This is a genomic window from Streptomyces chiangmaiensis, assembly GCF_036281785.1.
GTDB classification, from domain to species: Bacteria; Actinomycetota; Actinomycetes; order Streptomycetales; family Streptomycetaceae; genus Streptomyces; species Streptomyces chiangmaiensis.
In genome coordinates this window covers 40,532-60,016 of the sequence record NZ_JAYWVC010000030.1, presented here as the reverse complement: position 1 = coordinate 60,016, position 19,485 = coordinate 40,532, and the positions used below count along the sequence as shown (strand labels likewise).

General features: G+C 69.9%; 18 protein-coding genes and 1 pseudogene. 8 read left to right on the top strand and 11 right to left on the bottom strand.

The features are described 5' to 3' along the window. Positions 1-119 precede the first annotated feature (119 nt). The 4 genes from VXC91_RS12820 to VXC91_RS12805 form a co-directional block, all read right to left on the bottom strand. On the bottom strand, positions 120-1,991 hold the full coding sequence (locus VXC91_RS12820; RefSeq protein ID WP_329507272.1) for a glycoside hydrolase family 3 protein: 1,872 nt from the start codon (positions 1,989-1,991) through the stop codon (positions 120-122). A gap of 242 nt (positions 1,992-2,233) precedes the next feature. Next, positions 2,234-2,623: a hypothetical protein gene (locus VXC91_RS12815; RefSeq protein ID WP_329507271.1), complete on the bottom strand. Its 390-nt coding sequence runs from the start codon at positions 2,621-2,623 to the stop codon at positions 2,234-2,236. Between the two features lie 35 nt (positions 2,624-2,658). Beyond that, positions 2,659-3,792, bottom strand: a complete 1,134-nt coding sequence (locus VXC91_RS12810; RefSeq protein ID WP_329507270.1) for a glycosyltransferase family 4 protein — start codon at positions 3,790-3,792, stop codon at positions 2,659-2,661. Beyond that, complete coding sequence (locus VXC91_RS12805; RefSeq protein ID WP_329507269.1) at positions 3,789-4,991, bottom strand: glycosyltransferase; 1,203 nt, start codon at positions 4,989-4,991, stop codon at positions 3,789-3,791. The genes VXC91_RS12810 and VXC91_RS12805 overlap by 4 nt, the downstream gene beginning before the upstream one ends. 158 nt (positions 4,992-5,149) lie before the next feature. Between VXC91_RS12805 and VXC91_RS12800 the strand changes: the two genes are divergently transcribed. Together VXC91_RS12800 and VXC91_RS12795 are read left to right on the top strand one after the other, a co-directional pair. Continuing rightward, entirely contained in the window at positions 5,150-8,821 is a 3,672-nt protein-coding gene (locus tag VXC91_RS12800) for a hypothetical protein (RefSeq protein WP_329507268.1), read from the top strand. Next, a complete protein-coding gene (locus VXC91_RS12795) occupies positions 8,821-9,402 on the top strand; it encodes a LamG-like jellyroll fold domain-containing protein (RefSeq protein ID WP_329507275.1) in 582 nt (193 codons plus the stop codon). The genes VXC91_RS12800 and VXC91_RS12795 overlap by 1 nt, the downstream gene beginning before the upstream one ends. A 72-nt stretch (positions 9,403-9,474) precedes the next feature. Here the strand turns inward: VXC91_RS12795 and VXC91_RS12790 are convergent, their stop codons facing one another. Both VXC91_RS12790 and VXC91_RS12785 read right to left on the bottom strand, forming a co-directional pair. Further along, a complete protein-coding gene (locus tag VXC91_RS12790) occupies positions 9,475-10,047 on the bottom strand; it encodes a TIGR03086 family metal-binding protein (protein ID WP_329507267.1) in 573 nt (190 codons plus the stop codon). A gap of 69 nt (positions 10,048-10,116) precedes the next feature. Continuing rightward, a complete protein-coding gene (locus VXC91_RS12785) occupies positions 10,117-10,539 on the bottom strand; it encodes an SRPBCC family protein (RefSeq protein WP_329507266.1) in 423 nt (140 codons plus the stop codon). 95 nt (positions 10,540-10,634) lie between these two features. Between VXC91_RS12785 and VXC91_RS12780 the strand changes: the two genes are divergently transcribed. The 3 genes from VXC91_RS12780 to VXC91_RS12770 all read left to right on the top strand — a co-directional run bounded on the left by VXC91_RS12780 (position 10,635) and on the right by VXC91_RS12770 (position 12,357). Further along, on the top strand, positions 10,635-10,964 hold the full coding sequence (locus tag VXC91_RS12780; protein WP_329507265.1) for an ArsR/SmtB family transcription factor: 330 nt from the start codon (positions 10,635-10,637) through the stop codon (positions 10,962-10,964). After that, a complete protein-coding gene (locus VXC91_RS12775) occupies positions 10,961-11,398 on the top strand; it encodes an SRPBCC family protein (RefSeq protein WP_329507264.1) in 438 nt (145 codons plus the stop codon). The genes VXC91_RS12780 and VXC91_RS12775 overlap by 4 nt, the downstream gene beginning before the upstream one ends. Before the next feature lie 128 nt (positions 11,399-11,526). Further along, entirely contained in the window at positions 11,527-12,357 is an 831-nt protein-coding gene (locus VXC91_RS12770; RefSeq protein ID WP_329507263.1) for a pentapeptide repeat-containing protein, read from the top strand. Here the strand turns inward: VXC91_RS12770 and VXC91_RS12765 are convergent. Next, positions 12,319-12,678 (bottom strand): annotated as a pseudogene (locus tag VXC91_RS12765) (cytochrome P450); the annotation flags it as partial. The gene VXC91_RS12770 and the pseudogene VXC91_RS12765 overlap by 39 nt on opposite strands. Positions 12,679-12,795: 117 nt before the next feature. Between VXC91_RS12765 and VXC91_RS12760 the strand changes: the two are divergent. Continuing rightward, positions 12,796-13,518, top strand: coding sequence for a DUF2470 domain-containing protein (locus tag VXC91_RS12760; protein ID WP_329507262.1), 723 nt, complete (start codon positions 12,796-12,798; stop codon positions 13,516-13,518). Here the strand turns inward: VXC91_RS12760 and VXC91_RS12755 are convergent. The 4 genes from VXC91_RS12755 to VXC91_RS12740 form a co-directional block, all read right to left on the bottom strand. Then, positions 13,486-14,700 (bottom strand): lactonase family protein, encoded by a 1,215-nt coding sequence (locus VXC91_RS12755; RefSeq protein ID WP_329507261.1) that lies wholly within the window; start codon positions 14,698-14,700, stop codon positions 13,486-13,488. The two genes, VXC91_RS12760 and VXC91_RS12755, sit on opposite strands and share 33 nt — an antisense overlap. 108 nt (positions 14,701-14,808) lie before the next feature. Beyond that, complete coding sequence (locus tag VXC91_RS12750) at positions 14,809-15,858, bottom strand: hypothetical protein (RefSeq protein WP_408057375.1); 1,050 nt, start codon at positions 15,856-15,858, stop codon at positions 14,809-14,811. A gap of 46 nt (positions 15,859-15,904) precedes the next feature. Continuing rightward, on the bottom strand, positions 15,905-17,170 hold the full coding sequence (locus tag VXC91_RS12745; protein WP_329507259.1) for an FUSC family protein: 1,266 nt from the start codon (positions 17,168-17,170) through the stop codon (positions 15,905-15,907). 220 nt (positions 17,171-17,390) lie between these two features. After that, entirely contained in the window at positions 17,391-17,885 is a 495-nt protein-coding gene (locus VXC91_RS12740) for an FBP domain-containing protein (RefSeq protein WP_329507258.1), read from the bottom strand. Positions 17,886-17,966: 81 nt separating this feature from the next. On the opposite strand from VXC91_RS12740, the gene VXC91_RS12735 reads away from it, so the two are divergent. Both VXC91_RS12735 and VXC91_RS12730 read left to right on the top strand, forming a co-directional pair. Beyond that, positions 17,967-18,887 (top strand): DUF3626 domain-containing protein, encoded by a 921-nt coding sequence (locus tag VXC91_RS12735; RefSeq protein WP_329507257.1) that lies wholly within the window; start codon positions 17,967-17,969, stop codon positions 18,885-18,887. 65 nt (positions 18,888-18,952) lie between these two features. Beyond that, a complete protein-coding gene (locus VXC91_RS12730) occupies positions 18,953-19,465 on the top strand; it encodes a GNAT family N-acetyltransferase (RefSeq protein WP_329507256.1) in 513 nt (170 codons plus the stop codon). The last annotated feature ends 20 nt before the right edge of the window (positions 19,466-19,485 follow it).

Genomic DNA, 19,485 nt, shown 5'->3' with positions numbered 1-19,485 from the left:
GGGTCTGGGAGCAGCGCTTTTTCAGGGTCGGCCCGAGGAGGCCGCCCGAGGGCCACCGGCTGCGTAGGGCGGGTGGGCCTCGGGGCGGTCTCAGGCCGTCGGCGCGGAGCGGCCCGCGGTCAGTAGGGCGTGATTCCGTAACCGAGGGGGAAGAGGGGCGTTGTGCCGTCGCCACTGTTGATGGGCTCGGTGGTGACCGCCGTGGGCCAGGTGACTGGAAGCTTGCCGGAGAAACCCGCGCCGAAGAGAGCGTCGGTGATCCCCGCGCCCTCCGTGCCGGGCAGCCAGGCCGCGATGAACGCCTGCGCCTTCGGGAGTTGGCTGCCGATGATCAGCGGGCGCCCGGAGTAGAGGATCGCGATGCACGTCTTGACGCGTGAGCAGATGTCGCTGAGCTGGGTGGAGTTGTCCCTGCCGAAGGCGAGGGTGGAGGAGTCGCCCTTGCCTTCCGCGTACGGGGTCTCGCCGCCCACCCAGATGCCGACATCCGCGCTGTAGTTGCCCTTGGTGCGGGTGCCGACGTTCTGCAGGGTGATGCCGGTGCCGGCGGTGGTTTGCTGGAGCGCCTGCCAGAAGGTGGTGCCCGTGGTGTGCGTGCCGCTGGAGCCCTGCCAGCTGATCGACCAGCCGCCGGTCTGGTCGCCGAGGTCGTCGGCCGACTTCCCGCCCACCACGATCTTGTACGTGCCGGTCTTCGGCAGTGGCAGCGCGCCGTTGTCGTTCTTCAGCAGGGTCAGCGACTGGCGGACCGCCTGCCGGGCGACGTCCCGGTGCGCTTGTGAGCCGACCTGCGGAGTGTAACTGCGATCGGTGTAAGGATGGTTGAACAGGTCGAGCGCGAACTTGGCGTTGAGGATACGGGTCACCGCGTCGTCGACCCGCGACTGCGGGATCTTGCCGTTGTTCACGCCGGTGACGATGGCGTTGATGGTGCCCACGTAGTCGTCCGGCACCATGATCATGTCGAGGCCGGCGTTGACGGCGTGCGCGACCTGGTCGGCGTACGTGGCGTCAGGGAGCTGCTTGATGCCCGCCCAGTCGCTGACCACGAAGCCCGTGAAGCCGAGTTCGGTCTTGAGGACGTCGGTGATCAGGTACTTGTCGCCGTGCATTTTGGTGCCGTTCCAACTGCTGTACGACACCATGACCGACCCCACGCCCGCCGTGATCGCCGACTGGTAGGGCGGCAGGTGGACGGCGCGCAGCTCGCTCTCGCTGATCTGCGTGTCGCCCTGGTCGATGAGGTAGCCGCTGCTGCCGGTGCCGTACGTGGTGCCGCCGTCGCCGATGTAGTGCTTGGCCGTGGCCAGGACCGAGGCCGAGCCGACCGAACTGCCCTGGAAACCCTTGACCGCCGCCGAGGCGAGCGGCGAGACGACCGACGGGTCCTCACCGTAACTCTCGTACGTGCGGCCCCAGCGGTCGTCGCGGGCGACGCACACGCAGGGTGCGAAGGACCAGCGGATCCCGGTACCCAGGACTTCCTGGCGGGTGATGTCCTCCACGCGCTGGACGAGCGCCGCGTCGCGGGTGGCCCCCATGCCGATGTGGTGAGGGAACAGGGTGGCGCCCTGTACGTTGTTGTGGCCGTGGACGGCGTCCACACCGTACAGCAGCGGTATCCCGAGCCGGCTGCTGAGGGCGTAGCTCTGATAGCTGTCGACCATGTCGGCCCACTGGGTGGCAGTGCCGCCCGCGCCGTTCGGGCCGCCGCCTCCGCCGCTGAGCACCGAGCCGAGGCCGTACGTGGCGATGTCCTGCTTGTTGCTGATGAAAGAGTTGGCGGCCTGCGTCATCTGACCGGCCTTCTCAGCCAGCGTCATCTTGGACAGGCAGTCCGCGGTGGACGTGCAGCCCGCGGCGGCGTGCGCGGCGCGTGTCGTGGGTGCGGTCGTGAGTAGGCCGGCGGTGAGGACGAGCAGTGCGCTGAGCAGGAGAGCACGGCGGTGTGGCGTCCGGCTGGCTCCCCGTAGGGCGGGAAGTGTCACCATGCTGGTCTCCGTCCCGGGAAGACGTCAGGGAATGTTCACAACTCGTATAGACGTTGTCGCTCGCGAGCATGCCCGCGTCAATAACTTCGACTCGCCGCGTCCTCGCGGGAAAAGTCCTTCTGCCTCTTCCCACTGCCCAGCGCCTGACCAAGGAGCGCCACCCGGCTGCCCGGCCGAGTCCAGGTCGGGCGAGCGCCTGCAGCCTGCCGTCGGGGAGTCGTAGGCGTCGGGCAAGGTGCTGGTCAGGGCTGGTGGGTATCGCCGGTGGAGATGGTGCCGCCGGTGACGTTGCCGCCGATGCCGATGGATCGGTCGCCGGAAACGTGGACGTTCGTCGTCCCTGCCGACGCCTGGGCCTCAGCGAACAGAGCGCCGATCTCGGCGGCGAGAGCGGGGTGGTCGGTGAAGAGTTTGCGGAGCTGGGCGAACAGGACGGTGCGGAGGATCTCGTCATCGGGGTTGGCTGCCAGGTCCTCCGCGGCTTCTTGGGCAGCGGGGCGCTCGGCGACGCGTCCGCGGAGGCGGTTCCAGATCCGTGTGACAGGGCTTGGTTCGCCGGGTTCGCCTGCGACGGCGTTGAGCAACTGCGGGAGATGCGGGGCGAGGAAGGAGACCAGAGCGCCGATGTCCATGTCTTACCTCGGTTCGGGGGAGGGGGCAGGGGGAGCTAGGGCTTGGGGCGGGGGCGGTGCAGTGAAGGGCGCCGATGGCCGGCGTTGCTTCGGACCGTTGCGTACAGCTCGTCGATCCTCGCCCGCATGATGTCGACGGTGTACAGCTCGGTGTATCGGGCGTGGGCGATCGTTGCCTGGGCGCGGGCATGGTCGGGGTCGCTGATGAGGGTGAGTAGGGCGTCGGCCAATGCGGCAGCGTCGTCCGGAGGGACGAGGGTCCCGGCCGTTCCCCCGTCGAGCAGGACGCTGACATCGCCGACGTCGGTCGCGACGACGGGCAGGTTGCGAGCCATGGCTTCCAGGATGCTTCGGGGGCTGCCCTCGGTGTCTGATGGCTGGACGAGCAGGTCGAGGGCGGCCATGGCAGGGCTGACGTCCTTGACGACCCCGGCGAAGGTGATGTGTCCGTCCAGGCCGAGCGCTGTGGCCATCCTTGCCAGCTCGGCGTGCTGGGCGCCGCCCCCGACAACGAGCAAGTGGACGTCGGGGCGCTCCCGCCGGACCTGCGCCCCCGCCCTCAACAGCAGGTCAATCCGCTTCTCGGACGAGAGTCTGCCAACTGAGCCGATCAGCGTCGCGTCGGGGCCGATACCGTGCTCGCGTCGGAAGGCAGGGCCGTCGGCGATGTCCGGTACGGGGACGCCGTTGTGCAGCGCGACCGAGGGGCCGCAGGCGGCCCGCAGGCGTGGTAGGTGGGCGTGTGCGCTGGCGATCCGTAGGTCGGCCGAGCGCATGCTGAGCCGGTCCCAGTGCGATTTGACGCGATTCCATGGGGTGGTCTCGATCCAGCCGTGCGCAGTAGCGACGCTGGGAAGCTGAGCCCAGGCGCTCGAGAGCGTCCGCAACACCGCGATCAGGTAGTTGGCCTCGTAGCCGTGCCCATGGATTAGGCCGATATCCCGAGCTGCGGGCAGTCGCCACAGCCAGCCGGGCCGCAGGGGCGGCAGGACTGTCAGGCCGGCCGCAGCCAGTCGTTCGAGGTAGTCGCGGTTGGCGCGCGGGGCGAGAACGAGCGGTTGCCACTTTCCATGTCGCTGCTGGGCTGCCGCCAGATCCATGACGTGCAGGTCGGATCCGCCGATCGCTCCCTCCCGCTGCGAGCAGATGACGTGCAGCACGACACTCATGATCCGGCCGTCAAAAGCGTAGGGTCGGGGGAAGCAGCCAGGCTGTGCCAGGTGGCTGCCAGCAACTCGGCCGAGGTGTCCCAGGTGGGCAGATGACGGACGGCCAGCAGTGATCGCTTCTCTTGCAGTTCCCGATCGGCGGGGCTGCGCAGCAGCCGGACACAGGCGTCGATCATCGCTGGAACGTCGAGGCATTCGACGACGGAGCCTTCGGGCAGTTGCCGCAGGCCCTGCATACCGACGGGTGTGGTGACCACGGCCCGGCCCCGCGCCAGCGCCTCCAACACTTTGATCTTGACGCCTCCGCCGATGCGCAGCGGGCACAGGACCACATCGGCGGCGTCAAGGTAATCGGTCACCTGAGGGACGAAGCCGGTGACGGCAACTCGTGGATCGGCGGCGGCCGCATGCAGCCAGGGAGGCGGATACATGCCGGTGAAGGTCATGGTCGCTTCGGGGCAGCGAGCCCAGACGCCGGGGAGGATCTCGTCGAGGATGAGCTGGGCAGCGTCCAGATTCGGCGGGTATCCGAAGTTGGCGACGAACGCGATCCGTCCCGCGTCACTTGGGGCGACCGAGGGGGAACCTGCCTGCAAGTAGTCCAAGTGGTCTGCGCCACCGGGGATCACTGGAACTGGTTGTCCTGCGAGAGCGGCGCGGATGTGGGCGGCGTCGTCATCGGTGACCGCGGCGACGGCAGACGCCGACCGCCAGCAGGCCTGCTCAGTACGGCGGGTGAGAACGGCATCGGCGAGTAGGGCGACGTCGCCTTCGGACTCGGCTTGCTGTTCGAGGAGCTGCGATTCGATGTTGTGCTCGACGATCAGCGTTTGGCTATGAGGGTGTTGCGGCAGCAAAGGGAACAGGTAGTGGCCTTCGACATGCACCGCGGTCGGCGGGGCAGCGGCGAGTCGGTCCGCCAGGTAGCGTCGGGCTGGCTGCGACTGATGGCGACGCACGTGTGAGCTCAGGCCCGGCGCGGTGGCCGGCGACGCCGGGAAGATTCGGGCCCGCACACCGGCTGCCTCTGCGTCGCCGAGATGTGCGTGGTCGAGACGGGGATCCTTTGAGACGGCGACGACCTCGATGTCGAAGTCGGCGGACAGCCGGTGCAGGAGCTGGCCTTCGCGTAACCGCCCCCCGCTGCAGGCCGGCCAGGGTAGGTGATGAGTGAGGTAGAGAACGCTTGGTCTTGGCACCCTGAGCCCTTCCCCCGTGGTCCATAGCGCTCAACAGGTTTCCTACTTTCTCATCAAGAAGGACCGTTGGAGTGGGAAAGTGGGAGGAAACTGCCGCGTGCCGAAGGGGGCGACACCGTGTTCCTGTTGTGTGCGCCTTGCCTGCCCGGGAGTTGCCGGTGACCGTGCACGCGGAAGGGGCCGGGTCGATCGCGATCGGGGGAGACGCGATCAACAGCATCTTCGTCACCGGAGGTGTCAACCAGTTCTTCGTCGGACAGTACCAGCGCCTTGCTGAGGCCTACCTCAACCCCCGGGCGCTATACCGGGAGTTGACGCTCAAGGACTTCACCGGGCGCGCCTGGCTCGTGCAGGCCGTCGACGCCTTCCTGGCCACCAACGACCGCGGCTATCTGCTCATCGAGGCGGAGGCCGGGATGGGAAAGACCGCGTTCCTCGCCTGGGTCGCACGGGAACGGCGGTACGTGCATCACTTCGTACGGCTGATGCCCGACGTGAACGATGTGGGAGTGGCGCTACGGAACCTCTCCGCTCAGCTGATCCGGGCGTGGGACCTCGACATGATGGCGGTTGGCGGGGTGCTGCCGGCGAATGCCTCCCGGCCTGACTTTTTCACCGAGGTCCTTTTCGAGGCAGCAGACAAACGGGATGCGACGCGGCCCGGGGAACCGATCGTCATCGCCGTCGATGGACTGAACGAGACGGCCACGCTGCCCTACCAAAACCCGCTGTCGCTGCCGGCCGACCTGCCCGCTGGTGTCTACGTGCTGGCCACACAACGCACGAGCCACATCCCGATGGTGGTGACCGCACCACGCCGAGTCGTCCGGATCCGACCTGAAAGCCGCGACAACCAGAGCGACATCCGCGCCTACCTGGAGCGGGCCCTCCGCACGCCAGGCCTCGCCGAGCGAGTGGCCGACCCTGTGGCGGTGGTCGACCGGCTCGTGAACTGGTGCGGCGGGGTGTGGCTGGTTCTCCGATATGTGCTGGCCGAGTTGCGGACCGGAGCCCGCAGCCCCGACGAGCTGTCGTCGCTGCCGATCGGCCTGTGGCACTACTACGCACGGTTCTGGCGAGAGTGGCAGCAAGCCCACGAGAGCACCTGGTCGGCGGTCGATCTGCCACTGCTCGTCACGATCACCGCCGCGCGGGAGCCGCTGACCCTCGACCTGCTGTGCACGATGAGTCGCTGCCCCGACCCCTCCCGGGCCGCCGACCTTGTCGGCGACGAGTGGCGGCCCTTCCTCCAAGTCACCGGGGAGGGAGCCGACGAGCGGTACGCGGCTTTCCACGACAGCCTCGGCGAATTCATCGCCAGTCAGGTGGACGGAACAGCACTGACCAGCGCCGAACGGTTCTTCGTTGAGCGCCTGAACCGTGCTCAGCGCGACGCCCACCGGCGCATCGCCGAACGCTACCTTGCCGCCTGGGGCGATCTTCTCCACGGGCTGCCACGACTGCGCGGCGAAGCCGCTGCCCTCGATGGCGGCTATGGGCTGCGGCACTTGGCCGCTCACCTCGTCCATGCCAGCCAGGACGCCGTCCTACACAGCCTCATGGCACTCGAATGGCCTCGCGACGACCACGCCGAGGAGACAGCCAACGCCTGGTACGAAGCGCACCGAGCCCGCCGCGAGTTCGCCGGATACGCACTGGACGTCCAGCGAGCCTGGGGTCAGGCCGAACGAGCACCGACCGTGTCCCGCAGCCTCGCCCTCGAGTTGAGGTACGCACTGATCGCGGCCTCCGTCGACAGTGTGGCGGGTAACGTGCCCAGCGAGCTGCTGGCCATGCTCATCGAGCACCGGATTGTCACGGCGCCACAGGCGCTGGAACTGACCCGAGAGATGTCGGACGCACGGATCAGAGCCGAATCACTCTGCGCGCTGCTGCCTCGGCTGCCCGGGAATCTGCGCACCGAAGCGGTCCGGGAGGCCCTTGCAAGCGTCCAACTCGTACCCGACGGCTACTGGCGCACAGGCGAACTGTTGCGCCTGGCCGAAGTCGCCGGACCCGCACACATCGAGGATCTACGACGCATCGCCGCAGGTTTGGGACGCCAGTACGAACGGGACATTGCGCAGGCCGGCCTGGACGCGCTGGGCCAGACCTTCCCCGCCGCCCACGTGACCACGGCGGACCCGCACGAGCCGAGCGACCCGGTGGAGTTCCTCGCGCAGTACCGCAGGCGGACCAGCCGCGGCCGCGCGACACTCATGCTCGGCCTGCCGCCCGGTCAAGGAGTCGACGGCAGCCGCTTCGTTCGCTCCCCCCGCTGGCGGGCCGAACTCCTCACCGAATCGGCGCGAACGGCACCGCAGCGCGAACCGGTACTCCGCGCAGCACTCGACATCTCCCTCCTGGTCGGCGACCGGGAAGCGCTCACCGCCACGCTCGGCGCGATCGTGGCCGAATTGGCCGCGACCGGCACCGTCGCCTCGGCCCTGGCCTGTGCCCTCGGGATCCAGGACACCGAGGCCCGCGCCCGTGCCCTCTTCGCGATCGCCGCCCATGCCGACGTCGCCGACCAGGCAATCCACGCCACTGCGGCCATCCCGGACGCCGTCACCCGCGGCTCGGTGCTGAGGGCACACGCCGCCTGCCTCGCTCTGCCGACCGCCCCCGGCTCCCTCACCCCGATCCTGGCCGACCTGCCCCGAGACTGGCACGCCGCCGTCCTTGGTGCGATCGCCAACCACTCCACCCCCGACCAGCGCGACTCGCTCCTCGCCAAGGCCCTGGAGATCGCCGTATCGGTACTGGATACGGGCGGCGCCCGCATCCTCAAAGACCTGCTCCCCGGCCTACCTGGACCCCTGATCCCGTCCGCCCGCGCAGCCGTCACCGCCATCAACGATGTTGAGACCCAGCACTGCGCGACCGCGGCTCTGGCCGCCCGACTGGCCCACCTGAACCGCCCCGACGAGGCCCAAGAGCTCCTTAAGACGATTCACGATCCCTACTGGAGAATGACCGGCGCCTTACGCACCGCCACCGGCCTGGCCGCCTCAGGCCACCCCGACCTGGCCACAGCACTGGCCACCACCCTCCCATCCCCTCATTGGCGCGCCGAGATCTTCGCCCGCACAGTCAACCTCCCTGCCGCATACGCCGAAGTCACCGCTCTGACCGACCCCGGCACCCGTGTCGCCACACTCCTGCGCATCGAATCAGCGATCTCGAGCATCCTGGAACAAGCCCGCACCGCCCTCACCGATCCCGACGAACACATCTCCGTGTTCCTGGAGAGCGGAGCGGCAGCCACAGCCGACCTGGAGCAAACTCGCGCGACCCATACCGAGATCGCCGATCCGCACGGGAGGATCGCGGCGTTGCCCAAGCTCCAGGCGGCACAGCGGGAGGGCCTGGAACGAACTCGAGCGGCGCTCAACGAGATCACCGATACTTTCGTGTCGGCACAAGCCACCACGGCGGTCGCACTTGTCTTCGGGCAACGACGCTGGACCGCAGAGGCACTTGAGTTGATCGCAACGCTTCCCGCTGAGAACCGAGAGGCAGCGCTGATCCAGCTGACGCCGCTCCCTGAGCAGGCCGTGGCAAGGGCCGTTGCGCTGGCTCAAACGCTGCCGCACCCCGTCGGGCGGGGACGCGCTCTGGCGCGCATGACGGGGCCACTCGTTACGGCAGGTGAGTTCGACGTCCTGAACCACGTGCGAACCGTGCTGCGACTGCTGTCGGCCGGCACTCGGGCACAATTGCTGGAGTCAGCGCCCGGTCTGCTCCCCGGATTGCTGGAACTGGCGGGACCAGAAGGGCTCGTCGACCTGGCCGCAGCGATCTCCGCCGCCTACCGTTGGTGGCCGTGATGGGGGACTTCGAACTGGTCGTCCACCACGACTACACGTCCGGGACCTGTGCCGACACATCCGGATACGGCAACCACGGATACAGCACCACATCACCAAACCCGGACGGCCTGCCGTTCGACGGTCGCAGTACCCGCGTCGTCGTGTTCCCCGCCCCCAGCCTCACCAACCTCGGCGGCATACGCGCCCGTGTCAGGCTGCGCGCCGACGCCCTCTCCGAACGCCGCACTCTCATCGAGGGCTACTTGGCGTTCTCATTTTCCATCGAGCCCGACGGCGCGCTGCTCGGCGCCGTCTACGCCGGCCTGAAGTGGTACGTCCTCAGCACCCCGCCCGGCATCGTCACCACCGGCCGCTGGACCGACGTCGCCTTCGTCTACGACGGCCGCGACACGATGTCCCTCTCAGCCGACGGCACCCTGATCGCCCTCCGCCAAGACCTCCTCGGCGGCATCGCCGACATCGAATGGCCTTACGGCCTCAACATCGGAGCCTGGCCGGACGACGACGTCCGCGTCTTCGCGGGTGTCATGTCCGAACTCTGGCTCTGGCGCCTCCCTACCCCAGCCGAACACCGGTAACGCTGCGCGACGTCCCAGAAGGCAGCCCGAAGATTCGGGCCGGTCAGTTCCCCCTTTTCATGGCTCGCATGTTCACTTGTCCCACTCGGGGTTCCTCCCGCTCGCCGCGAGCGCACGGTGGAAGGCCGGGGCGGCTGCGGACACGGGCAGGGGAGCGCCGTAGCCGCCGGTGGCGCGAGCCTGGTCGGCGATCTGCTCGACGACCCCCAGGGCGACCCGCGAGGTGTCCTCGCTCAGGGCGAACGGCCGGTTGGTGGCGCGGGCGAGGTCCCAGCCGTGCAGGGCGAGTTCTTGCAGGGTGATGGCAGCCGCGAAGGCGGCCGGCATCTCGCCGGGCCCGAACTCGGTGACCCCTTGGTAGGCCGCCGGGTCCGCCCAGGCGGCCGCGGCGAGTGCGGCGGCCTTCGCGAGGGCGTCCGGTGACATCGCGGGCGGGACGGCGTCGCCCGGCTGCGGCTCCTTTCGGGCGGCCCGCACGGACGAGGACAGGGCCCCACCGAGGTGGTCGAGGAGTTCGGCGACGGTGAACTTCTCGCAGGGGGTGCGATCGTCGAGCTGTTCGACGGAGATGCCGGTGGCCGTGGCGGCGACGGCGTCGGCGCATTCCCTGATGGCGGGGTACAGGGTGCTGTGGTCGGGGTTCATGGAGGTCCTCCCTCGGGTGTGCCGGCGGGTCCGGCGGTGGTGGTCGTGCGGGCGGGGTCGGGCGCCGGTTCAGCGGGTGAAGAAGGGCGCGGGCTCGCCGGTCTCGGCGTAGGTCTTGAGCTGGACGAACTTCGTGGCCCAGCCGTAGGTGAAGTCCCGGTAGGCGTCGTCGACGGCGGGGAAGCCGCCGTGGGTGAAACGCAGGGTGACGCCGCCCTCGGTGCGGGGCAGCAGCTCGTAGGTCTGGACGGTGCCGGTCCAGGGCCCGTTCTCGCCGGTCAGGACGAGTCGCTTGCCCGGCTCGGCCTCGGCGATGCGCAGGCGCCATGCCTCCGGGACGCCCGGGAAGCGCAGTTCGTGCACACCGTCCACGCCCTCGTCGGCGGTGGCGGTCGTGGTGAACCAGCCGTGGATGCCGTCGGTGGTGGAGATCGCCGTATAGACGGTGTCCGGTTCGGCCTCGATGTGCAGCTGCATCGCGATGTCTGCCATGACGTGTGCTCCTTCTCCGGTCGGATTTCGCTTTAGTGGAGACTAAAATGATGCGACGCTCGCTGGCAAGCTGTAGCGGCGGCTAAAATGACCTCATGGATGCGGTGCGGGCTGTCGCGGAACCCAGAAGGCGCGAGATTCTGCGCCTGGTCTGGGACGCGGAGCTGTCCGCGGGCGAGATCGCCGAGCGGTTCGATGTCACCTTCGGGGCCGTTTCACAGCATCTGAAGGTGCTGCGGGACTCCGGCCTGGTCACGCTGCGCCGGGAAGGCAAGAAGCGCTTCTATCGCGCCGACCATGAGGCCCTGGGCCCGCTCGCGGACTATCTGCGGTCCATGTGGTCCGCCAAGCTGGACACGCTGGCCGAGCTGGCGGAGGCGGCGGAGCAAGAGGGGCGCGATCACTCCGAAGGGGCGAGCCCATGAGCGGGAATGTGGTCACGGTGGAGCGGCTCATCGCCGCACGGCCCGAGACGGTGTTCTCCTTCTTCACGGACCGGGACAGATGGCTGTCCTGGATGGGCGAGGACGGCGAGTTCCGCTTCGAGCCCGGTGGTGCCTATCGCACGACGATCACCGGCGAGAACGTGGCCGAGGGCCGGTTCGTCGAGGTCGACCCGCCCAAGCGGCTGGTCTTCACCTGGGGCTGGGCGGAGGGCGGGATGCCCTTGCCGTCCGGCTCGACCACGGTCGAGATCACTCTTGAACCGGTGGCCGCGGGCACCCTGCTGCGCCTGGTCCACCGGGGTCTGCCCACTCCGGAGGCCTGCGCCGCGCACGAGGAGGGCTGGGTGCACTACGTGGATCGGCTTGCCACCGTGGCGGCGGGCGGAGACCCGGGACCCGACGACTGGATGTGAGGGGTCGCCGCGGCCTCATGGCGGTGTACCGCACACCGTCCGGGACACCTGCTGCCCTGCCGGCCACGCGCAGGCCGGCCCAAAAACGGGTTTCCGCTGCGGGGGACGAGGTCGTTAGGGTGAACGGCATGCACGCCACCCCCGTCGGCCTTTCCGAGTTGCGCGCCGACTGCGGCCGCTGCTTCGCCCTGTGCTGTGTCGCACTGCCCTTCGCCCGCTCGGCGGACTTCGCGGTCGACAAGGACGCCGGCACACCCTGCCGGAACCTCGGGGAGGACTTCCGCTGTGGGGTCCATGCCGAGCTGCGGCCGCGCGGCTTCTTCGGCTGCACGGTCTACGACTGCTTCGGCGCCGGACAGAAGGTCTCCCAGATCACCTTCGGCGGCCGGGACTGGCGGTCGGGAGGCCCGGAGCACGCCCGGCGGATGTTCGACGTCTTCCCCGTCGTGCGCCAACTGCATGAAATGCTCTGGTACTTGACCGAGGCGCTCAGCCTGCCCGCCGCCCGCCCGGTCGGCGGCGAACTGGGCCGCCTGCTGCAGGAGACCGAACGGCTCACAGTGCTGACCCCTGAAGAGCTGGGGGAGTTGGACGTGGGCACGCACCGGCAGAAGGTCAATGTGCTGCTGCTGCGCACCAGTGAGCTCGTCCGTTCCGGGAGCGGACGGCGCGCCACGGATCGGCGGGGCGCCGACCTCATCGGAGCCCGGCTGAAGGGCGCCGACCTGAGGGGCACCAGTCTGCGCGGCGCCTTGCTCATCGCCGCCGACCTCACGGCTGCCGACCTGCGCGGCGCGGATCTGATCGGCGCCGATCTGCGGGACGCGGACCTCACCGAGGCCGATCTGACCGGCGCCTTCTTCCTGACCCAGCCTCAGATCAACGCCGCCCGTGGCAGCGTGGGCACCAGGCTCCCGGCGTCAGTCACGCGTCCCGGTCACTGGACAGCGCGCCAGTGACGACGCGACCTCCACGGGGGCCGGGGTGCGCACCACAGCGGCCCGCCGGTCGAGGTGCAGCCGCAGCCCGTTCGGCATCAGCGTCTGCCGCTCCGCCACGCGCAGCCGGTGGCCGGGATCGGGTCGCAGCTCATAGCGGCGCAGCGGCAGGCCCGGCGCCAAGGTTGCTTCATGCAGCGCGAACTGCCGCCCGTTGCAGGCCCGAGCCCCTGTCCCGAACGGCTTGAAGGTGTGCGCGGGCCGGGCCCGTACCGCCTTCGCGTCGAACCGGTCGGGGTCGAACCGCTCCGCGTCGGCACTCCACGCCTGCGGATCCCGGTGCCGGCGCGCTGCTGGGAGTCATCGCGCGCTGACCGCAACCGTTCAGGTTCATGCGCCCGGTTGGCGTGCGCCCCGATCTCCGATAATTTAGGCAAGGCTTACCTAAGGAGGTTGAGGATGGGTGACCGTCATGACTGGACGGCCGCGCCCGCTGCGGCGCAACGCGCCCGCTCGGTTCTGGCCGCGGCGTGCTCCTGCGCGGTGACCATGGAGACCGGCAGGGAGGAGGCGGTCGGCGCGCACACCGTCACCGCCGACGGCCGGGTGCGGCTGCACCTGCCCGAGGACAGCGCGCTGCTCACCGCGGCGATCTGCGCACCGCGCGGAGAGCCGTCCACGGTGCTGGAGTTCGCGGATGTCGCGCCCGTCCCCGTACGGTGCCGGATCCGGGCCCGACTCTGGCTGGCCGGCTCGTGCGTGCCCCAAGAAGGGCATCTGGAGTTCCGGCCGACGCGCATTGCACTGCGCCGACCGAACGGCGTGGTCGTCGTGGACCCGGACGAGTACGCGGTCGCCGAGCCCGATCCGCTCGCCACCGCCGAGGCCAGGCTGCTCACCCACCTCGCCGACGCCCACCCGGATGCCGTCGAGCGCCTCACCCGCCTCGTCGAGTCCGACAGCCTGCACGGCGCCGTGCGCGTCCGGCCGCTCGCGGTCGACCGCCACGGGCTGACCCTGCGCATCGAGCGAGCGCGCGACCACGGTGACGTACGCCTGACCTTCCATCGGCCCGCCGCCGACGTCGCGCAGCTGACCGAACGGATGCACGCCCTGCTCACGCAGGCCGCCCGCGCCTGTCCCCGTGCGCTACAGAGGCAGCGCACAGACGGCGACCGGTGAGGCGAACGGTTCGCCCGCGAGCCGCAGTTCGCCGCTTGCGCGGTCGACGTGGAAGACCGTGACCGTGCCCGACCGCTGGTTCGCCGCGAACAGCAACCGGCCGTCCGGGGACAGCGCGATATGACGTGGGAAGTCCCCACCCACCGGCACCGTGTCCAACAGGCGCAGCCGGGCGCCGCCCGCCTCGATCGCATACCGGGTCAGGCTGTTGTGGCCGCGGTTGGCGAGGTAGGCGTACGACCCGTCGGCGGTCACCACGAACTGCGCCGGATAGTTGGTGCCCTCGCCCGTACCCGTGGACTGCGGGTCGCCCGGACTGAGGCGCCCGCTCGGCGGGTCGTAGGCGCAGACGACGGCAGTGTCGTCGACCTCGTTGGCCAGATAGGCGAAGCGGCCGTTCGGGTGGAACGTGAGATGCCGCGGGCCCGCCCCCGGTCGGGTGTGTGCCCGGGAGCCCTCGGTGAGCGTTCCCTTCGACGGGTCGAGACGGTAGGTGTAGACGGTGTCGGTGCCCAGGTCGACAGCGAGCACATGGCCGCCGTCGGGGCTGGTGACGATCTGGTGGGCGTGCGGTCCCTGCTGGCCGGGCCCGGGCGGCGGGCTGGAGTGCGTGACGACATCGGTGCGTTCACCGAGCGCGCCCGAGGCCTCGACACGATGCACGGCCACGCTGCCCGAGGCGTAGTTGGCGCTGAGGAGCCAGCGCCCGCTCGGATGCACCGACAGATGGCAGGGTCCCGCCCCACCGGTGCTCCGGGTACCGAGGATCTGGTGCCCGGGCAGGCGTACGGCCGTCACACTGCCGGCCTCCTGCTCGTCGACGGCATAGAGCGTGTGCCGGTCCGGATGCACGGCGAGATACGAGGGGTCGGCCACCCCGGTCAGCGTTCCGGTGCCGGTGATCCGGCCGGTCACCGGGTCGTACGTGGCCAGGCCGATGCCTTTGCCGCCGCCCTCGACGGAGGTGTACGTGCCGACGAAAAGCAGCCGGGGACCGGAGGGCCGACGAGGCGGCGAAGGCTCCTCGGCCGGAGTGCTCCCGGGCGCGGCCGACGACTGCCGGGGCGATACCGGCGCCGGTATCGTGGTGATCGCGGTGGCGGCCGTGGCGGCGCCGAGAAAGCGGCGCCTGCTCCAGCCCCCGCCGAGCGAAGTCCGCGTCGGTTTCGCACGCCTGTCCATGCCGCCCCTCGAGATTCGATGGCCTCAGCTGTCACAGCCACCATGGCGCGCATCGACCGTCAGGTGCAAGGCGGGCAACTTCCGTTGCGTCCGCCGCAACGGACGCGGCTACCAGTCGCCGTCCTCGATCGGCTTGCCCGGCGCGTCGCCCAGTGGCTTCACCTGGTGCGACGAGGGCTCCCGCCACGGCTCGTGGTCGTCGCCGAGCCAGTCGCCGACCGGTTTGACCTGATCGAGCGCGTCCGTGGGCGCGAGGTCCTCGCCGTCCTGGTCGTAGTAATCGAACCACGGCAGCCCGGCCTGCGTGTACGCCGCGCGGTCCACCGGTGACGGGGGCGGCGCCTCTCCCGTGATCCGGCGCCACTGCGGGGGCGTCACCAGATGGACGAACACCCGCCCCGCGGGCTCCTTCACCCAGCTTCCGGCCAGCCAGTCGTCCTTGTAGACCTCCTGCCGCATCGACCCGCCGACACCGAGCCCCATGGCGGGAGCGCTGCGCGGGGCACCCCCAGGGGCGGCCATGGCCGCAGGCGCCGGTACGGCGCCCGGGGCGGCGGGCGGAAGTCCCCCGTACGGCCCGGAGGGCGCCGACGGAGCCGCCTTGATCGCACGTTCCCGCTTGCGCCGTCCCTCCTCCCGCCACTGGGCGAGCGGCGCCTCCTTGAGGGGGAAGGTCTGCAGCTGGATGCCGCCCCACGTCTCCTCGCCGGTGACCTGGCCCTCGACCGTGGCGCCGAGGCCGAGGGGTACCGCCACGAACTGCCGGACCGTCCCCTTGCCGGAATTGATCCCGTCGAGCCACGGCTGGCGCGGCAGCACGACGTAGTTCTGCGGACGGCGCCTCAGGCGGGAGCTCCAGTCCTTGCCCGAGATCGCGCACACCTTGCCCACGCCCACCTGCAGCGCGGCGGGCTCCGAGGTGCCGAAGCCCAGCCACATGGCCTCGCGCAGATAGACCGGCAGCATCACGCCACCGCGCGCCCGCCACTCGGCGGGCACCGTTCCGGGGTAGTCCTCGACCCGGCGGACCGGGAATTGGCCAAGACCCGGCGGCAGCGCGTGCGTGCCCGTCTCCGGCAGCCGCAGTGTCCGCATGAAGCGGACCCGTACACCCCCCGGCAGCAGCAGGGAGTCCCCGTCGATCCGCACCGCTTCCATGCGCACTCCCCTTCCCCGCCCGGATCGTTCGTCCTCACCTAGAACGTCAGGGCGAGCCCCGACGGTTCCGGCCCGGCAGAAGACCGCGCAACCGGGCGAAGCGAGGAGCGCGCGCACGGTCCCGCAGTCTGGCCAGGCGCGGATTGCGCTCGCGCTGCTCCCGGGCGTTGTGGTCCAGTTCCTCCAGCAGCCGACGGGTGCGGTGCTCGGTGTCCATCTCGTCCAGGATGCGATTGACCTCGGTCAGGATCGCGCCGTGGAACTGCCACTGACGGGTGTCCCGTTGGACCTCCTCCCGCAGCAGCTGGGCCAGCTTGTCGCGGGTCGCGCCCGCCGTGATCAGCTCCTCTGCCAGCCTGGCCTCCGCCGATTCGGCGCTGCGGCTGACATCGGTGGTGACCAGCACCGCGAAACTGACCACGGCGTCGCCGATCTCGGACAGCAGCCGCTCCAGCGTCGCCCCGATCGCGGGCTCGAACAGCGGCTCGCCTTCCCGCTCCTTCGCAAGATCGGCGAGGGTACGCGCGATCACTCGCAGCACCACCGTGACGATCTCGAGCGTGTCGAGCCCGGTGCGCAGCACGATGCGGTGGAGCAGCCCCTCGCGGACCCGGGGGTTGAGCTTCAGGCTGTCCTCGGCCTGCCGCAGCGTCGCGTCCACCCCGACGATCTCATGGTCGAGCCGGCGCGCCTCGTACAACCGTGCGGTCGCCTGCGAGGCGGGTGTGCTCCCTGCGGCTTCCTCTCCGACGCGCAGCATCAGCTGCCGTACGCGCCGTGCCATCGCCTCGATCGACTCCCCGGCGGCAGTCACCCACACCGGGGGAGCGACGAGGAGGTTGATCCCCAAGCCGACGACCGCACCGATCAGGGTCTCCAGGACCCGCGCCCACGCCGTACTGCCCACCTGGGTCACACCGAGGATCAGCATGGCGCTGATGGCCACTTCGGGCACGTACTCCTCGACCCGTACCAGATGACCCACGGCCAGTGAGGCCAGGATGATCAGGGCAAGGCTCCACCAGGTCAGACCCACCAGAATGCTGAAACCGATGGCGATGACGACACCGGCCACCACGGAGTTCACCCGGCGCACACCGTTGGTGATCGTCGCGAAAAGCGTCACCTGGACGACCAGCAGGGCCGTCAGCGGCGCCGTCAGCGGCGCCGCCTCGGGACTGAGGTGCAGGGCGATCACATACGCGAGGGTCGCTGCAGCAGTCGAGCGCACCGCCTGGACTACCTCGGGCTGCCGGTGCCACCTTCCGATCCGGGCGGATGTCGTCGCCCACGCATCACGCACATCTCGCATCCCTAGGGGCCTTCCCGTTCCACCCGGGCGACGAACGTATCCAGCCACACAAGGAGCGTGTACGCACGTCACCGGGAGGAGTGTCGGCCCTGCTCGGCGGCGTCGGCGTCGGGTGGCGGCCGCGCCGTCGGGGCCACCTCCGCGGCCGATTCCGAACGCCGGGCGGGCATCGGTGGTGGGCTCGCCCGCGTCTGAGCCTTCCCGGCCCGGCCGGGAGGGGTCAGACGTGCAGTTTGCCGAGGAAGGAGGACAGATTGGCCACCATCCGGTCGATCTGTTCCTGCATGCTGAGGCTCTCCTCGAAGCGGAGCCCGGCCTCGGGCACCTTCTTGCCACGCACATACAGGGAGCACGCCAGGTCGGTGCACATGTAGACACCCACCGAGTTGCCCTCGCGCCCGGCCGCTCCCGCCTTGCGTGCCGTCATCAGGGACACGCCGCTCCCCGGGTGGGTGGTCAGACAGAGCGAACACATGCTCCGGTGCAGGAAGCCGCGTTGCGACGACGGAAAGCGCAGCGCGACGCCGACGAGCCGGTCGGGCTGTTCGGTGACCAGATAACTGCGATCAGGTGCCCCAGGGTCGCGCCAGCCCAGGAAGTCCAGGTCGTCCCAGGGGCGTTCACCGAGGTCCCGAGGTATCGACAGGCGCTTCGCCTCCCCCTTTGAGCAGTTGACAAATGAGTTGCGGATGTCCTGCTCGGAGAGTGGTCTCATGAGGAGTCCTCCAGGGGCGTACGCGAACCTAGGGGTATTAGGTTTATGGCTAAGCTATCCAGCTTCGTGGGGGGAGCGTCAATGGATTTCTACGACGGGGGACTCGGCACGGCCGCTGGCCGTGCCCTGCGTCATGTCGCGGCCCGCTCCTCGGGACCCGGACTGAGCAGAAGTCTGCGGCTGACGCTCAACTTCCACCCCGACCGGCTCGTGCGCGGGCGGCCGATCCTCGAGGCGATGGCCGAGGACGGCGTGTACCGCTCGCAGTTCGTCACCGGTATCGGCAACGGCGGGCTCACGGCCCACCGCGGCGGCGACCGCTGGCGCTGGGAAAGCCGGATCTTCGCACGGGCGTACGACCACGCGCCCGCTCACGAGCGGCCGGTGTACGGCGCGCTGAACTTCCGCCGTCAAGTGGTCGGTGCGGCACCCCGTTTCGGCTCCTCCCATTTCCGGCTCACCGCCGCGGCGCTCGAGAGGGCCACGTTCTGCTACCCGGACAGCGCGGCCGAGCCCACCGACTTCGGGGTGGCCGCCGGGATGCACCTGCTCGAACTGGCCGAGGCCGACGACCAGGACGCCCTCAACGACTACATCGAGGCTCAGGTGCACGGCCCCGTCGTCCTGGAGCGGGACGTGGAGGCCCTGGTCCTGGACGGTGGCTACCACGACACCCCGGTCGAGGCAGCCGCGCGGCGTCTGCCGTGCCCGTTGGAGTGGCACCCCGGATACCGGCTGTCCGTCGCGGAACTGCGCCACCACGCGGACTACCGCGGCCCGGAGTACGTCCGTCTGGGGGAGCGCATCGCCGAGCGCGGGCACCTCGATCCCCGGATCATCGGCGACGCCTCGCGCACGGGCCGGTACGCGGTGCAGGACGTGAAGATGGTGTGGCACTGCCTCGCCCGACTCGGGGCGCCAGCGGGCGCGGGGACGGCGGAGGCGGCCCGGCGTCCCGCCACGGCCGTCGTCGCACCGGAAGGCGACACGGCCGGGGCGTAGGCGGGATCCGGCGGTCCCGGCGCGACGCGGGCCGGTTGTCACACCCCCGCCCTAGGGTGGGCGCCATGGACACCACGGACACGCTGCGGGTGAGGCTCGAACCCTGGGCAGAAGGCGACTTCTGGCTGCTGCGCAGGACCAACTCCGCCGAGATGACCGAGCACCTCGGCGGCCCCGAGACCGAGGAGCAGCTCGTGGCACGTCATCGGCGCTATCTCGCGCCGGGGGCCGGGCGGATGTACCGGGTGTCGCTGGCGGAGACCGGTGAGACGGTGGGCTCCATCGGATTCTGGGAGCGGACCTGGCGGGACACCACGGTGTGGGAGACCGGGTGGGGGGTGCTGCCCGAGTTCCAGGGGCGGGGCCTCGCCGCGCGGGCGGCGAGGGAGATCGTCGAAGTGGCGAGGGGCAGCGGGACGCACCGGTATCTGCACGCGTTTCCCGACGTCGCGAACCGCGCGTCGAACACCGTGTGCCGCAAGGCCGGTTTCGAGTTGCTCGGACCGGTCGCGGTCGAGTACCCGAAGGGGCACTGGATCACGTCCAACGACTGGCGGGTCGATCTCGCTCGTCCCTGACGGTGCCGGGGGCCGGGCAC

Coding starts and splice junctions, on each gene's coding strand:
- VXC91_RS12820 (WP_329507272.1), bottom strand. CDS start 1,991: ATGGTGACACTTCCCGCCCTACGGGGAGCCAGCCGGACGCCACACCGC.
- VXC91_RS12815 (WP_329507271.1), bottom strand. CDS start 2,623: ATGGACATCGGCGCTCTGGTCTCCTTCCTCGCCCCGCATCTCCCGCAG.
- VXC91_RS12810 (WP_329507270.1), bottom strand. CDS start 3,792: ATGAGTGTCGTGCTGCACGTCATCTGCTCGCAGCGGGAGGGAGCGATC.
- VXC91_RS12795 (WP_329507275.1), top strand. CDS start 8,821: ATGGGGGACTTCGAACTGGTCGTCCACCACGACTACACGTCCGGGACC.
- VXC91_RS12790 (WP_329507267.1), bottom strand. CDS start 10,047: ATGAACCCCGACCACAGCACCCTGTACCCCGCCATCAGGGAATGCGCC.
- VXC91_RS12785 (WP_329507266.1), bottom strand. CDS start 10,539: ATGGCAGACATCGCGATGCAGCTGCACATCGAGGCCGAACCGGACACC.
- VXC91_RS12780 (WP_329507265.1), top strand. CDS start 10,635: ATGGATGCGGTGCGGGCTGTCGCGGAACCCAGAAGGCGCGAGATTCTG.
- VXC91_RS12775 (WP_329507264.1), top strand. CDS start 10,961: ATGAGCGGGAATGTGGTCACGGTGGAGCGGCTCATCGCCGCACGGCCC.
- VXC91_RS12770 (WP_329507263.1), top strand. CDS start 11,527: ATGCACGCCACCCCCGTCGGCCTTTCCGAGTTGCGCGCCGACTGCGGC.
- VXC91_RS12760 (WP_329507262.1), top strand. CDS start 12,796: ATGGGTGACCGTCATGACTGGACGGCCGCGCCCGCTGCGGCGCAACGC.
- VXC91_RS12755 (WP_329507261.1), bottom strand. CDS start 14,700: ATGGACAGGCGTGCGAAACCGACGCGGACTTCGCTCGGCGGGGGCTGG.
- VXC91_RS12750 (WP_408057375.1), bottom strand. CDS start 15,858: ATGGAAGCGGTGCGGATCGACGGGGACTCCCTGCTGCTGCCGGGGGGT.
- VXC91_RS12745 (WP_329507259.1), bottom strand. CDS start 17,170: ATGCGAGATGTGCGTGATGCGTGGGCGACGACATCCGCCCGGATCGGA.
- VXC91_RS12740 (WP_329507258.1), bottom strand. CDS start 17,885: ATGAGACCACTCTCCGAGCAGGACATCCGCAACTCATTTGTCAACTGC.
- VXC91_RS12735 (WP_329507257.1), top strand. CDS start 17,967: ATGGATTTCTACGACGGGGGACTCGGCACGGCCGCTGGCCGTGCCCTG.
- VXC91_RS12730 (WP_329507256.1), top strand. CDS start 18,953: ATGGACACCACGGACACGCTGCGGGTGAGGCTCGAACCCTGGGCAGAA.